Annotated in this window: 11 protein-coding genes; 7 read left to right on the top strand and 4 right to left on the bottom strand. The window is 59.1% G+C overall.

Features of this window, described 5'->3' with window-relative positions; genetic code table 11:
- Positions 1-50 precede the first annotated feature (50 nt).
- Complete coding sequence (gene istB, locus NE850_RS20300) at positions 51-683, top strand: IS21-like element helper ATPase IstB (protein WP_405044869.1); 633 nt, start codon at positions 51-53, stop codon at positions 681-683.
- A gap of 518 nt (positions 684-1,201) precedes the next feature.
- Here istB and NE850_RS20295 read toward each other — a convergent pair.
- The 3 genes from NE850_RS20295 to NE850_RS20285 form a co-directional block, all read right to left on the bottom strand.
- Positions 1,202-2,506, bottom strand: a complete 1,305-nt coding sequence (locus tag NE850_RS20295) for a hypothetical protein (RefSeq protein WP_310699305.1) — start codon at positions 2,504-2,506, stop codon at positions 1,202-1,204.
- Positions 2,485-2,922, bottom strand: coding sequence for a hypothetical protein (locus tag NE850_RS20290; RefSeq protein ID WP_310699304.1), 438 nt, complete (start codon positions 2,920-2,922; stop codon positions 2,485-2,487). The genes NE850_RS20295 and NE850_RS20290 overlap by 22 nt, the downstream gene beginning before the upstream one ends.
- Positions 2,923-3,104: 182 nt before the next feature.
- A complete protein-coding gene (locus tag NE850_RS20285; RefSeq protein WP_310699303.1) occupies positions 3,105-4,388 on the bottom strand; it encodes a phage integrase central domain-containing protein in 1,284 nt (427 codons plus the stop codon).
- Between the two features lie 708 nt (positions 4,389-5,096).
- Here NE850_RS20285 and NE850_RS20280 point away from each other — a divergent pair.
- Positions 5,097-5,540 carry a DUF3592 domain-containing protein gene (locus NE850_RS20280; RefSeq protein ID WP_165186285.1) on the top strand — a complete coding sequence of 148 codons (444 nt, stop codon included), beginning with the start codon at positions 5,097-5,099 and terminating at the stop codon, positions 5,538-5,540.
- A gap of 750 nt (positions 5,541-6,290) precedes the next feature.
- The gene (locus tag NE850_RS20275; RefSeq protein WP_007181383.1) at positions 6,291-6,638 is read left to right on the top strand and encodes a hypothetical protein; all 348 of its coding nucleotides are present in this window, start codon (positions 6,291-6,293) and stop codon (positions 6,636-6,638) included.
- 140 nt (positions 6,639-6,778) lie between these two features.
- On the opposite strand, the gene fabI is transcribed toward NE850_RS20275, so the two are convergent.
- A complete protein-coding gene (fabI, locus tag NE850_RS20270) occupies positions 6,779-7,570 on the bottom strand; it encodes an enoyl-ACP reductase FabI (RefSeq protein WP_007181384.1) in 792 nt (263 codons plus the stop codon).
- Positions 7,571-7,816: 246 nt separating this feature from the next.
- Between fabI and NE850_RS20265 the strand changes: the two genes are divergently transcribed.
- Genes NE850_RS20265 through NE850_RS20250 form a run of 4 tightly spaced genes read left to right on the top strand, consistent with a single transcriptional unit; the run spans position 7,817 to position 13,461 of the window.
- Positions 7,817-9,649, top strand: a complete 1,833-nt coding sequence (locus tag NE850_RS20265) for an extracellular solute-binding protein (protein ID WP_197740252.1) — start codon at positions 7,817-7,819, stop codon at positions 9,647-9,649.
- A 40-nt stretch (positions 9,650-9,689) separates the two neighbouring features.
- Entirely contained in the window at positions 9,690-10,727 is a 1,038-nt protein-coding gene (locus NE850_RS20260; protein WP_007181386.1) for a microcin C ABC transporter permease YejB, read from the top strand.
- Positions 10,727-11,833, top strand: coding sequence for an ABC transporter permease (locus NE850_RS20255; RefSeq protein WP_310699302.1), 1,107 nt, complete (start codon positions 10,727-10,729; stop codon positions 11,831-11,833). The genes NE850_RS20260 and NE850_RS20255 overlap by 1 nt, the downstream gene beginning before the upstream one ends.
- On the top strand, positions 11,830-13,461 hold the full coding sequence (locus NE850_RS20250; RefSeq protein ID WP_007181388.1) for an ABC transporter ATP-binding protein: 1,632 nt from the start codon (positions 11,830-11,832) through the stop codon (positions 13,459-13,461). The genes NE850_RS20255 and NE850_RS20250 overlap by 4 nt, the downstream gene beginning before the upstream one ends.
- The last annotated feature ends 114 nt before the right edge of the window (positions 13,462-13,575 follow it).

Genomic DNA, 13,575 nt, shown 5'->3' with positions numbered 1-13,575 from the left:
ACACCACCGGTTGCTCGACTGGTGCGGCGGTAGTTTCGATCCTTCTGCCTTTGACCTCCAAGGCCTCAACGAACGCCTCTTCGAGATCAAATTCTGATCGTCAAGACGGCCGCCAAATGTCGCTTACGAAGAACCCACAGGCCTGCATCGAGGACATTGAATACCGCCAGAGTCGTGGGCTCGATCAGCGGATCGTCGCCACGCTCGCCGGCTGCGACTGGATTCGTAATGCCCAGAACGTCATATTGAGCGGTCCGACCGGCGCCGGAAAGACGTGGGTCGCCTGCGCGTTTGCACAGCAGGCCTGCCGGCAGGGCTTCTCAGTACTTTATGTCCGCGTTGCCCGGTTGTTCGAGGAACTGAAAATTGCGCACGGCGACGGCAGCTTCACCCGTCGACTGGCTCAGCTTGCGAAGATGGACGTCCTGCTGCTGGACGACTGGGGCCTGCAAGATCTCGATCAGGGCGCTCGCAATGATCTGCTTGAAGTGCTCGACGATCGCGTCGGAACCCGATCAACGATCATCACCAGCCAGTTGCCCCTTGAGCACTGGCACGCATGGCTACAGGATCCCACACTCGCTGACGCCATTCTCGATCGTCTCGTACATCAGGCACACAAGCTCCCATTGAAGGGCGAATCAATGCGCAAAAAGAACAAACCCGACGACGACATAGCCTGATTCCGAACACTCACGCTACAATCCATGCACTACGCAGTACCGCCTTCCAGCCTGTTCGGCTTCGCCGAAACGTCCGTTCGACATCCCCGAAATACGCACTCACGTCGAATTCAGTCTCATCGTTCCCGATGCGGAAAACCAGTCACTCGCTGGAGAAATCGCGAAGCTTCTTGTGTCTCAACCTGACTAGCAGGCAGCTCAAATACACCCCGACAGAAGTAGCCTTACCCATAAATAGCGGTCCCTTGTAACGTCGGAATGACCTGCTTGTCCATCATATGTAGGCTCGGCCATGATGGTCGCGACGTGTGGAGAGAAAATATTGGAAGAAAATTGATCCGGTGGCTCCTGTGAATAGTGGAGCCTGGATCGGGGCGAGGAAAGGAATTTCGTACACCGTAAATGCAACTGGCGTGGCACACAAGATTGTATGTCATCGATGAAAATGCGATTTCATCGTGATCTGCAATCAAGCTGAGAAAAAGGCCTTGCATGCTGCAAGGCCTTCGGGGTGAGTTTCACGCATGTGCCCAATCTGCTTCATCGAGTTCGCTGCGGTCAATCCGGTTGTGATTGACCAGCAGTGTACGGATGGTCAAGCTGGATACATGGAAGTGGTGAGCGACATCCTGCTGGTTCTCCATCGAGTAATCTCCATCCAGCATGTCGTCAACGGCCTGGAACGGACTGAGGAGTTCTGCTGCGAATGCGCGCTGCATTTTCTGGCGGTAAGTATCCGAGCGCGTGGCGGGACGCATGGGATCTTCTGTGGTGTGGATCAGGCTGTCACCCAGCAGACGGGCCAGTTCGAAACGACGCCCTGTATCCCATCTGGAGCGCAGCACGGTCCGTTGACGCTGATCAGACTCAGACAAGGTGAAGGACAGGTCGAGTGCCTGTTCTGAACGGTTAAGGATATCGCGTGGTGCCCCGTACATCTGGACGAGCCGGTCATTTGTGATCGCGACATCCGGATCGATGTTTTCCTGAGATCGAAGTAGTTGTGCCGCGCGGATACCTACTCGCCACGCTGCGTCTGCATCATGGGGAGTCGGCGCGTGCAGCGTGATGCGGTCTTGAGGGTTGGTAACAGTGCCTCGTGCATGACCTAATTCAAGCAGGTGTGCGATATCGGGTACGGCCTTGCCTGGAATGCGGTTAGCGGCGATTTCTTCAAGCGCTGTTTGGCCTGTGGCTACGATATTGCCCGCGAATTGATGGAGCAGGCCTTCGTCCATTTCGCCCGGATCCTCTCCCAGCAGGGCTTCGAGTTTGCGGTGCATGGACAAGGCCGGATCTTGGCGTTCTTCGATGACATCCCGCCAGATTTCGTGCAGGTTGCTGCCGGCAACCCCGCGCGTTTGCAGTCGTTGCAAAACCGCTTCAATAAACAGATCGATTCCGACTTCAAAGTCAGTGGCAGGGAGGACGCTTACGCTGTCACTGATATAGCGGTATGGTGTGTTTGCGCGCTCCGCTGTGGGCTTGCATACCAGCGTAACGCTTTTCCCATCGGAAACGATGCGAATATTTGGCCAGATATAGCCGCCACCGATGCTTGCCATCGCGTGCGAGAGTTCCCAGTCGAGCGACTGCTTGTGTGGTTCCCAACGCAGGCGCCACCAGTTCCAGGCGAGCCACTCGGCGAGGTGGTAGGCGGACAGATAGGGCGAGTGCCGGATGCTCTGCAAAAGCCGATCGTGGCCTGCCGTCAGGCAGGCATCGTAGGCGTAGATGCCAAGCGCAGCAAAACCGGCTCGCTCTTCCGGCGATCCCGTTTCCAGTTCTGCCCAGTCGGCATTTATTGACCAGCGTTCTGACATCTTTCTTTCCAGATCGATTTTACGTACTTGTGCATGTCATCTTCATCTTCCAGAGGATACCCGTGGTATTCCCCAGTCCCGTGGGTGTCTGTTTTGGCTTCAAATACCTCGCCATGCTCTGACACGCTCCAGATGAACTTCGGGAATCCATTGGCCTGAGGCTCGCTGATCAGGCCACATTCGATACCGCTCGCTACAAGCTGCTTCGCCTCAGCGAGGCGGATGGTCCGTTCCAGATCACAGAGTGACTTGGTGGGGCGGGGGTTTGTTCGCTGTAACCCGTAATCAGCCGGATTGCGCTTGTGGTGACCACTGCCGACGTAGCGTACGGCTTCCGTCAGCGCCACTTTCTCGTCCTCGGTCAGACGCTCGGGTGGGGCGATGCGGCGTTTGGGGTTATTTCCGTTGCGTGCCATAGACTTGATCCGGCTCGAGTTGCAGGCAATTCTATCCCTAACCTGATTTCCTAAGTATTTTCGCACACCTAGGAGGGCTTCGAGGGCTGTGATTGCCTGTGCTGGCTGGTCACAATCGGCCTGAACATTTCCATGGCTAGCCGAAAGGGCCCTCCTTTTTGGCCGGATGCGGCCGATAATCGTCACGCTGCGATTGCAGTTTGTGGGTCTGGCTGTACCGTATCTATATACGTTTGCCAATCGTTCATCAGGATGCGACGTTTGTCGAACAGGGCTCCGCGCTGATAGGCTGCCTCGCTGTCGTCGGCAAGCTTGTGCGCCAGCGCGTGTTCAATAGGTTCCTTCGCGTGGTGTGAGACTTCACCAGCCCAATCACGAAAACTGCTGCGCATGCCATGTGGTACCACCGGCCGATTTCCTTCCATTGGATCGACCCATATGGGCAGGCCGGCTTTCCGTCTCCTGCCATTGATTATCTTGATGACTTTCGCCATTGCGGCGTTTGACAACCCCTCGTCTCCACTTGGAAAGACATAAGGGTTTTTGCTAATCTTCTTGCCCGCATCGCGTTCAGCGCATAGTGCATTCAGGATTTCTATGGACCGCGGGGAGAGCGGGATGTGATGGGCGCGACTGCGCTTCATCCTCGGGCCAGGCACAATCCAAACCTCGTTTTGGAGATCGATTTCGTCCCATGTTGCGCCGATGGTTTCGTTGGTCCGGGCGGCTGTCAGTATCGTGAATTCCAACGCGCGGGCTGCTACGCCCGGACGTTCACGGAGTTCCCGCATGAACGCATTCATGTTTTTGTAAGGCAGTGCGGGAAAATGCGACTCGTCCTGCACCTGACTCGGTTTCGGCAGGAGGGTGTCCAGGTGGTTCAGCCATGTAGCCGGGTTGTCTCCCGTCCGCAGCTTGCGGGTCTTCGCCCACGCGAGAATCCGTTCAATCCGGCCCCGGACCCGGGACGCTGTTTCGTTTTTTGTGGTCCAGAGTGAATCCCGCTCCAGAATGCGGATGACGTGGTGTGTGTCAATATGTCCCACATCCAGAGCGCCGATAATCGGACTGGCGTATGTTGCCAGGGTGTTTGTCCACTGATCTGCGTGTTTGACGTTCTTCCAGCCGCCGCGATGCGCCTCAATGTACGCGGCGCTGCACTGGTCGAATGTCATCCGGTTGGCGGCCGTTGCCTTGGCTGCGGCGCGCTCCATTTTAGGGTCGCCGCCGGCGGCCAGGATGGAGCGTTGCTCAGCGGCTTTCTCGCGCGCTGTCTTCAGGCTAACAGCCGGGAACGCGCCGAGTCCGAGATCATGTGTTTTACCATATCGGCTATATCGAAATATCCATGACTTGGTTATGGTTTTGCTTACCTGAAGCCACAGGCCACCGCCGTCGCCGTAGTAGCCTGGGACTTTCAGTTCATCCACGCGCCGTGCCGACAGCTTGCTGGTTCCTCGTGCCACGAATCTCTCCGCCTAACCCATCTACCCACGTTTCTACCCATGTTGTGGTCGTTGATTCCACTGTTCAATAGTAGACGAAGATGGACATAAAATTCAAGAGAAACAAAGGGTTGGGTGATAATGAGTGAGGTGGTGTGAGATGCCGGTATAGGCGGAGACGGACTCCGTCTCCGCCAGCGATGGTGGCAAACCCCGCAGAGTTTAGGCTCTGCGGGGTTTTGTTTTTTGGGGCGCATTATTCGATACGTCCTTTCTGCCCGCGTAGTCATAGCCCATCAAACCCTTCTATCACCGGTTTCCGCCGCGTGCGGTGGATGCCCCTCTCGGTTCGGAGAACCAAGCCGCAGTTTCTGCGAGATGATTGGGATCTGTCTGGTAGTCGAACGGCCGTAGCGCGCTACGTTGATAACACCGGCAAACATCGGGCCGAGCTCTGCGATGATCTCGACCCGATGCAAGTATTAGCGGGCGTTTGAATGTTTCATGTCCTCTAATCATCGATGGCCGTCCTTGTGACGAAAAATATGTACAACGAACCGATCTGTTGCATCGTGCAACCTGCCGAACAAAGTGCGCCGAGTAGGGGTAGGGCGGCTCAATCTCTTGCCTGGAGGTCAACCTGCATGCCAAAAAACACGGAGCCTCCGCTAACTGCCCCTTCGCTATCAACATACTCACACACCACGAATGTGAAGGGTATTTCGTACCATGCCGCTGACCGATGAAGTGCTCATGCGACGCTTTAAAGTCCTTATTTTTTCGATATTCTGGATTGGCTGTCTGATCGGCCTGGCTATCTCTATTGACGACACAAAAGATTTTCTCTACGCGGCCGTCAAAGCCCCTGGTCGAGTCGTCCCGCTAAATGCGGGTGGCAGTCATCCGCAGATCGAATATGTAAACAAAAAAGGGGAGCGCGTTTCATACCCTCAGGGCGGGTGGATTGCTGGCTATAAGGTCGGCGACCGGGTCACCGTTCTCTATCTGGAATATTCCCCCAATCCCCGTCCGACGATTGGTCGGGTTGGTGCGATCTGGTTTCCGAGTATTTTATTGACTGCATTTGTTGTAGGTATTCCGGCCATAGGGCTGTTTAATTTATTGATTGTGAAGTTTCCTGGGAAAGGGGATCACAGCAAATGGCGTATCTGAGGCAAAGCAAGTGGACCTATGATACAAGCGCGACGCTGGGTCTCAGTCTGGGTTTTTCCGTGATATCGGGCAGTATGATATCGTTGAATGATCCAGACAGAAATCCGCACCACTTCCATTTTGGCGCGTTCGGCGTTGGGATTTCTCGAGGCCTTGCTCTGACGAGAATAGAAGTTCCTCAGATAATAGTCAGGAACTATGATTTTTCTGGCTCGGTCGCTCTGTATGACGTGATAATCACGCACGTTGCGCCGCTCGCGAACGAAACAACTTGCCACGAAAGTGTCCGCCTATCCTTTTCGACCATGAAGCAGGAATATATCGTTCAGAATCCTCTCGGCGGCAGCGGTGGGACGGTGACGGCCATGATGTATATCAAAGAAAATAGCACCGTCAGATAGAGCAACGCTGCTGTAAGACGACATTGAAGAGACTGTCCATCTGGACGGGGCGCGCCGAATAACGATGGCCTGATGGCGGCGGCAACCCTGCGTGTCCGCCAATGTGCGCCTGCTCGGCCGTCAAGCGCTGCAGCACGCGGCGCCACGAGGACGAAACCTGAGCCGTTACGAACACCCGCACCGATTACAACACCACCCCTTCTTCACCAAAACCTCATCCAATGTAACGAGACGTAACCAGTCACGCGCGAGTGCGATGTTATGCATCAGTTATTACAAAGTTGAAATACGCTGGACAGCGCCTTGCGTTATATTGCCGCCAACAACACATTCTTCCAAAGGGTGATCGATGAAGTCCGCTCGTTTTGTTCCGCTTCTGATCGGGGTTTTCGCGTTGGGCGCGTCGGGTGCTGCAATGGCCGGCGGTCTCAACGTGGGTGTCAACATCGGCATTCCCGCGCCGGTTTACGTCGCGCCGGCACCGGTCTATGCACCGCCGCCGCCGCCTCCGCCGCCGGTCGTGTATCAACCGGCTCCCGTGTACTACGGCGGCCCGTCGATCGTAATCGGCTGGCATGGCGACCGCTATTGGGACGGCCGCCGCTACTGGGCGCGCGATGACTGGTATCGCCATCATCCCCCGGGGCGTTACAACTATGGCCACGACCATTACGATAATCGTCGCGGCTGGCATTGAGCGTCCAGACAGGGATTGATCGAACCGCGAAGTCAAAGAAAAGCCGCCCGGGAGGGCGGTTTTTCTATTGGGCTTCCGCAACAGGCTAGCGAAACACAGCTGCTCGAACAGAGCGCCACACGCTCAAGCGAATCACACTCTCACTCCGCAACAGCAGCCATGCCGCCCACCACCGCATTAAAGCCGCTATCGACGTGCACGATTTCCGCGGTCACGCCGGCCGCCAGATCCGACAGCAGGAAAGCCGCCGTGTTGCCGACCTGTTCGATCGTCACATTGCGCCTGAGCGGCGCATTCTGTTCGACGAACTCGAGAATCTTGCCGAAGCCCTTGATGCCGCTCGCAGCCAGCGTCTTGATCGGGCCCGCCGAAATGCCGTTGACGCGCACGCCTTTGGCGCCGAGCGAGACCGCCAGATACCGCACGCTCGCTTCGAGCGAAGCCTTGGCGAGACCCATCGTGTTGTAGTTCGGAATCGCGCGCTCGGCGCCGAGATAGCTCAGCGTGAGCAACGACGCGTCCGGTGTGAACATGGACTGCGCGGCCTTGGCGAGCGCGGGGAAGCTGTACGCTGAGATGTCATGCGCGATGCGGAAATTTTCGCGCGTCATGCCGTCGAGGAAATTACCGGCAATCGCTTCACGCGGCGCAAAGCCGATCGAGTGGACCAGACCGTCGAGGCCGTCCCAGTGTTGCTTCAGCGAAGCGAAGAGGGCGTCGATCTGCGCGTCGTCGGCGACGTCGCAGGGGAACACCAGTTCGCTGCCGAACTCGCCGGCGAACTCCGTGATGCGGTCCTTGAAGCGCTCGCCGACATAGGTGAACGCCAACTCGGCGCCTTCGCGCCTGCAGGCTTGCGCGATACCGTATGCAATCGAGCGGTTCGACAACAAGCCGGTCAGCAGGATACGTTTGCCAGCGAGGAAGCCCATGGAATCTCCTGTTCAGATCGGCGTGCCTCACACGTCGACGCTGTGTGCAACCGGCGTGCGGATCGCGCAGGTTTATTGGGTAGAATTCTCTCACACTGCAATTGCCCACTGATCAACAAGACCTCTATGACGACTGGCTCGCGAAGGGTTCCAACGCCTCGTGCACTTCAGTGCAGCGTGATTCACAGACCCTCGCGCGCCGGCTGCGCGCTCGTGCCGCGTTCATGGCGCTCCCTCTGCGCGGCCATGATGTGCGGCGTGCTGGCGGTGGCCGGGTTGCTCGTGGCGCCGAGGGCGCAGGCGGTCCATGCGATCGCGCAATACGGCGACCCGAAATATCCGGCGAATTTCAAGCACTTCGACTACGTCAACCCGGACGCACCGAAGGGCGGCACGCTGGTGCTGGCCAATCCGAGCCGCCTCACGAGCTTCGATAAATTCAATCCGTTCACACTGCGCGGCAATACGGCGCCCGGTGTGGACCTGCTGTTCGAAAGCCTCACCACCGGCAGCAGCGACGAAGTGGCGTCCGCCTACGGGCTGCTCGCCGACGACATCAGCATCGCGCCGGACGGCTTGTCCGTCACCTTCCACATCAATCCGCGCGCGCGCTTTTCGAACGGCGAGCCGGTCACCGCCGACGACGTCAAGTTTTCGCTCGATACGCTGAAGAGCCCGCAGGCCGCGCCGCAATTCGCATCGATCTTCGGCGAGATCACGCGCGCGGTGGTCGTCGATTCGCAGACGATCCGCTTCGAGTTTCGCCAGCGCAATCGCGAGTTGCCGTTACTTGCGGGCGGTATGCCGGTGTTCTCGCGCAAGTGGGGGATGAAGCCGGACGGCAGCCGGATTCGGTTCGACCAGCTCGCGTTCGAAAAGCCGATCAGCAGCGGTCCCTATCTGATCGAGCAGTACGACAACGGCCGAACGATCACGTACCGGCGCGACCCGAATTACTGGGGCGCGGCGCTGCCGGTGCGTGTCGGCACGAATAACTTCGATCATATTGTCTACAAGCTGTATTCGGACAGCACGGCGCGTCTGGAAGCGTTCAAAGCGGGCGAGTACGACGTACTGGTCGAGTATGTCGCGCGCAATTGGGTTCGGCGTGACGTTGGCAAGAAGTTCGATAACGGCGAGCTGATCAAACAGGTGTTTCCGCAACATAACGGCACCGGCATGCAGGGCTTCATGCTCAACACGCGGCGGCCTTTGTTTCAGGACGTGCGCGTGCGCAAGGCGCTCGATCTCGCGCTCGACTTTCAGTGGCTCAACCGCCAGTTGTTCTTCAATCAGTACACGCGTATCGACAGTTTCTTCGCCAATACCGATCTGCAGGCGAAGGGGTTGCCGTCGCCAGGCGAGCTGGCGTTACTCGAACCGTGGCGCGCGAAGCTCGACCCGGCGGTGTTCGGTCCGCCGCCGAAGCAGCCGGACACCGATCCGCCCGGCTCGCTGCGCGCCAATCTGTTGCAGGCGCGCGCGCTATTGCAGCAGGCCGGCTGGACCTATCGCGACGGCGCGTTGCGTAATGCCAAAGGCGAGCCGTTCCGCTTCGAGATTCTGGACGACTCCGGCTCGTCCGCGCAGATGGAGCCGATCGTCGCGACCTTCATCCGCAATCTGCAGAAGCTCGGCATCGAAGCCACGTTTCGCGTGTCGGATTTCGCGGTCTATCAGAAGCGTCTGGACAGCTTCGATTTCGACACCACGACGATCCGGATGCCGGACGTGCAGGTGCCCGGTTCGGAGCAGATCGAGCGCTTCGGCAGCAAGGCCGCGGATACGCAAGGCTCCGACAACATGATCGGGCTGAAGTCGCCCGCGGTCGATGCCATTCTGAGCGCGCTCGTGCATGCGCAGACCCGCGAGCAACTGATCGATGCCACCCACGCGCTCGACCGCGTGCTGATGCATGGCTACTATGTCGTGCCGCATTGGTACAGCGCGACGCACCGGGTGGCGTTCAAGCGCGGCCTCGCGTGGCCAAAAACATTGCCCCTGTACTATTCAGCAGAAGGCTGGATCACGTCGACGTGGTGGTTCGCGCAGCCGCAAGCCCAGGCCCAGCCGCGCTAACGCGTCATTCATTCATCGCCTTCGCACCGGAACCGCCGCTATGTGGAGCTACATCCTCAAACGCCTGCTGCTCATGATCCCGACCCTGCTCGGCGTGCTGACGCTGACTTTCGCCGTGATCCAGTTCGTCCCCGGCGGCCCGGTCGAGCAGATGCAGCACGAATTGCGCAAAGGCGCGGAGAACGGTGCGCCGTTCGGTTTGCGCGCGCATAGCGGCGTCGACGCGCAGCAGATCGCGCAACTGAAGGCGCTCTACGGCTTCGACAAACCGCCGCTCGAGCGCTATGTGCTGATGCTCAAGCGCTTCTCCACTTTCGATCTCGGCCAGAGCTATTTCCGCCATCAAAGCGTGTGGTCGCTGATCGTCTCCAAGCTGCCGGTGTCGATCAGCATCGGCTTATGGACGTTCTTTCTGACGTATCTGATATCGGTGCCGCTCGGCATTGCCAAGGCGATCCGCAACGGCTCGCGCTTCGACGTCGCAACGAGCCTCGTGGTGCTGATCGGCTACGCGATTCCGGGCTTTGTGCTGGGCGTGTTGCTGCTCGTGCTGTTTGGTGGCGGCACGTTCCTGCAACTGTTTCCGCTGCGCAATCTCACGTCGGACAACTGGGCTCAATTGAGTGTCGCCGGCAAGGTGCTCGACTATCTGTGGCATATCGCGTTGCCGATCACGGCCTCGGTCGTGGGCAGTTTCGCGGTGGTCACCATGCTGACGAAAAACGCTTTTCTCGACGAGATCCGCAAACAATACGTGCTGACCGCGCGCGCCAAAGGTCTGTCCGAAAAGCGCGTGCTATGGAAGCACGTGTTCCGCAATGCGCTGTTGCCGCTGATCGTCGGGTTTCCGGCCGCGTTCATCGGCGCGTTCTTTACCGGCAGTCTGCTGATCGAAACGCTGTTTTCGCTCGACGGGCTCGGGCTGCTGTCGTATGAATCGGTGGTGCGGCGCGACTATCCGGTCGTGCTCGGCACGCTGTATCTGTTCACGCTGATCGGTCTTGCAACCAAGCTGATTTCCGATCTTTGCTATGTGTGGGTCGATCCCCGCATCCAATTCGAACAACTGGAGCGCTGATGAATCGAGCCCGTCTTTCCGCCGATGCGTCGGCGCGCGCCGAAACCGCGCGCGCGTTCGTCTCGCCTTCGCCTGCGCGCCGTGTCTGGCAGCGCTTTCGCCAGCAGCGCCTGGGCTACTGGAGTCTGATCGTATTCGTGGTGGCGTTCGCGGCGAGTCTGGCTGGTCCGCTGTGGTCGAACGACAAGCCGCTCGTGGTGCGCTATGAGGGCAACCTGTATTTCCCGATGTTCAAGACCTACGCGGAAACCACGTTCGGCGGCGATTTCCCGACGCCGGCCGATTATCTCGATCCGTATGTCAAGCAGCGCTTCGACGCGCCGGGCAATTTCGCGCTGTATCCGCCGAATCGCTACTACTACGACACGCTGAACTACTTTTCGAAGGCGCCGAACCCGGCCCCGCCGTCGCGCGACAACTGGCTCGGCACCGACGACCGTGGCCGCGACCTGTTCGCGCGTTTGCTGTACGGCTTCCGGGTGTCGGTGGAATTCGGGCTGGTGCTGACGCTGATCGGCACGATACTCGGAATTGCGGCGGGCGCCGTGCAGGGTTATTTCGGAGGACGTATCGATATCATCGGGCAGCGTTTGATCGAAATATGGAGCGCGATGCCCGAGCTTTATCTGCTGATCATCTTTTCGTCGATCTTCGAGCCGGGCTTCATTCTGCTGATCGTGCTGCTCTCGCTGTTCGGCTGGATCGGCCTGTCCGACTATGTGCGCGCGGAGTTTCTGCGCAATCGCCACCAGGATTATGTGCGCGCGGCACGTGCGATGGGGCTGTCGAACTGGCAGATCATGTGGCGGCATGTGCTGCCCAATAGCTTGACGCCGGTCATCACCTTCCTGCCGTTTCGCATGAGCGGCGCCATTCTCGCGCTGACGAGCCTCGACTTTCTCGGTCTGGGCGTACCGTCGCCGACGCCGAGCCTCGGTGAACTGCTCGCGCAAGGCAAGGCGAATCTCGACGCGTGGTGGATTTCACTGTCTACCTTCGGCGTACTGATAGCGATGTTGCTGCTGCTGACCTTCATGGGCGATGCGTTGCGCAACGCGCTCGACACACGCATCTCCGATGCCATGCGCGCCGGAGGCAATCAATGAGCGCCGGCTTGCAGAACAACGCACCGCAGGCCGCGACGCCGCTGCTCGAGCTGGAGCATCTGCACGTGCGCTTTGGCGACACGGTCGCGGTGAAGGACGTCACGCTCGCGATCCAGCGGGGCGAGCGGGTGGCGCTGGTCGGCGAATCGGGGTCGGGCAAAAGCGTGACCGCGCTGTCGATCCTGCGCCTGCTGAGCGACGCGCAGGTGAGCGGCTCGATCCGTTTCGACGGCGAAGACCTGCTTGCCAAAAGCGAGCGCGAAATGCGCGGCATGCGCGGCTCCGATATCGCGATGATCTTTCAGGAGCCGATGACCGCACTCAATCCGCTCTATACGGTCGGCGACCAGATCGCGGAAACCATCGTCGTGCATGATGGCGTAAGCGCGCACGAGGCGCGCAAACGCGCGGTGGCGCTGCTGGGGCGCACCGGCATTGCCGAACCGGGCAAGCGCGTGAACAGCTATCCGCATCAGCTTTCCGGCGGCCAGCGTCAGCGCGCGATGATCGCAATGGCGCTGGCGTGCCGTCCGCGTCTGCTGCTGGCCGACGAGCCGACCACCGCGCTCGACGTCACGATTCGCGCACAGATTGTCGAACTGCTGCTCGAATTGCAACGCGACGAAGCGGAAAAGCGCGGCATGGCGGTTCTGCTGATCACGCACGATCTGAATCTGGTGCGCCACTTCGCGCAACGCATCGCGGTGATGGAGAAGGGCGTTCTGGTGGAAAGCGGGCCCGTCGAGCAGGTCTTCGGGGCGCCGCAGCACCCATACACGCAGCGTCTGCTGGCGAGCCGCCCGGAACGCACGGTTGTGCCGGTGCTGCCGATTGCGCCGGTGGTGCTCGAAGGGCGCGACATCTCGGTCGATTTCAAAACGAAGCTGCCGGGCTTCAGCGGCTGGTTTCGCTCGGGGCGGTTTCGCGCGGTCGCGGACGCCAATGTGTCCGTGCGGCAGGGTGAAACGCTTGGGATCGTCGGCGAATCGGGTTCGGGCAAATCGACGCTGGCGATGGCGTTGCTCGGTCTGCAGCGCACCGTGCACGGCGAGATCGAGTTTCAGGGCAGGCCGCTCGGCAGCTATCGCGGCGCCGAACAGACCGCCTTGCGCTCGAATATGCAGGTCGTCTTTCAGGATCCGTTCAGTTCGCTGTCGCCGCGCCAGACCATCGAACGCATAGTGGGCGAAGGGCTTGCGCTGCACCGGCCGGCCATGACGCCGCAAGCGCGGCGCGACAAGGTGATCGCGGTACTGCGCGAAGTCGGCCTCGACCGCACGGTGCTGCAACGCTATCCGCACGAATTTTCCGGCGGCCAGCGTCAGCGGATCGCCATTGCGCGCGCGCTGGTGCTGGAGCCGCGCATTCTGATCCTCGACGAACCGACCAGCGCGCTCGACGTTTCCATTCAGCAGCAGGTGTTGAAACTGCTCACCGGGTTGCAGCAGAAGTACAACCTGGGCTTCGTTTTCATCAGTCACGATCTGGCTGTTATCGGGGCGATGGCGCATCGTGTCGCGGTCATGCAAAACGGTTCGATCGTGGAAACGGGGGGCGTTGAGGAAATTTTTGCGAGACCCGCGCACCCCTACACTCGAAAGCTGCTGAAAGCAGCTCTTGACCATTGATTTTTCACCCTTTCACCAATTGGGTGCGTGTCTCGATTGATTTTTTCTATTTGTTTTGACACGTGAATACTTACTGGCTAGTATCGACCAAACTTTTTCCGTAGCTCCCTGATT

Source organism: Paraburkholderia sp. USG1 (assembly GCF_031570135.1).
In the GTDB taxonomy this organism is placed as follows: Bacteria; Pseudomonadota; Gammaproteobacteria; order Burkholderiales; family Burkholderiaceae; genus Paraburkholderia; species Paraburkholderia dioscoreae.
The sequence above is the reverse complement of the archived record's forward strand: the minus strand, read 5'-3'. Positions and strand labels throughout refer to the sequence as shown.

Excerpts from the sequence above, each read along its gene's own strand:
- NE850_RS20255 (WP_310699302.1), top strand. The coding sequence starts at position 10,727 with ATGAATCGAGCCCGTCTTTCCGCCGATGCGTCGGCGCGCGCCGAAACC.
- NE850_RS20265 (WP_197740252.1), top strand. The coding sequence starts at position 7,817 with ATGATGTGCGGCGTGCTGGCGGTGGCCGGGTTGCTCGTGGCGCCGAGG.
- NE850_RS20260 (WP_007181386.1), top strand. The coding sequence starts at position 9,690 with ATGTGGAGCTACATCCTCAAACGCCTGCTGCTCATGATCCCGACCCTG.
- NE850_RS20250 (WP_007181388.1), top strand. The coding sequence starts at position 11,830 with ATGAGCGCCGGCTTGCAGAACAACGCACCGCAGGCCGCGACGCCGCTG.
- NE850_RS20295 (WP_310699305.1), bottom strand. The coding sequence starts at position 2,506 with ATGTCAGAACGCTGGTCAATAAATGCCGACTGGGCAGAACTGGAAACG.
- fabI (WP_007181384.1), bottom strand. The coding sequence starts at position 7,570 with ATGGGCTTCCTCGCTGGCAAACGTATCCTGCTGACCGGCTTGTTGTCG.
- NE850_RS20290 (WP_310699304.1), bottom strand. The coding sequence starts at position 2,922 with ATGGCACGCAACGGAAATAACCCCAAACGCCGCATCGCCCCACCCGAG.
- NE850_RS20280 (WP_165186285.1), top strand. The coding sequence starts at position 5,097 with ATGCCGCTGACCGATGAAGTGCTCATGCGACGCTTTAAAGTCCTTATT.
- NE850_RS20275 (WP_007181383.1), top strand. The coding sequence starts at position 6,291 with ATGAAGTCCGCTCGTTTTGTTCCGCTTCTGATCGGGGTTTTCGCGTTG.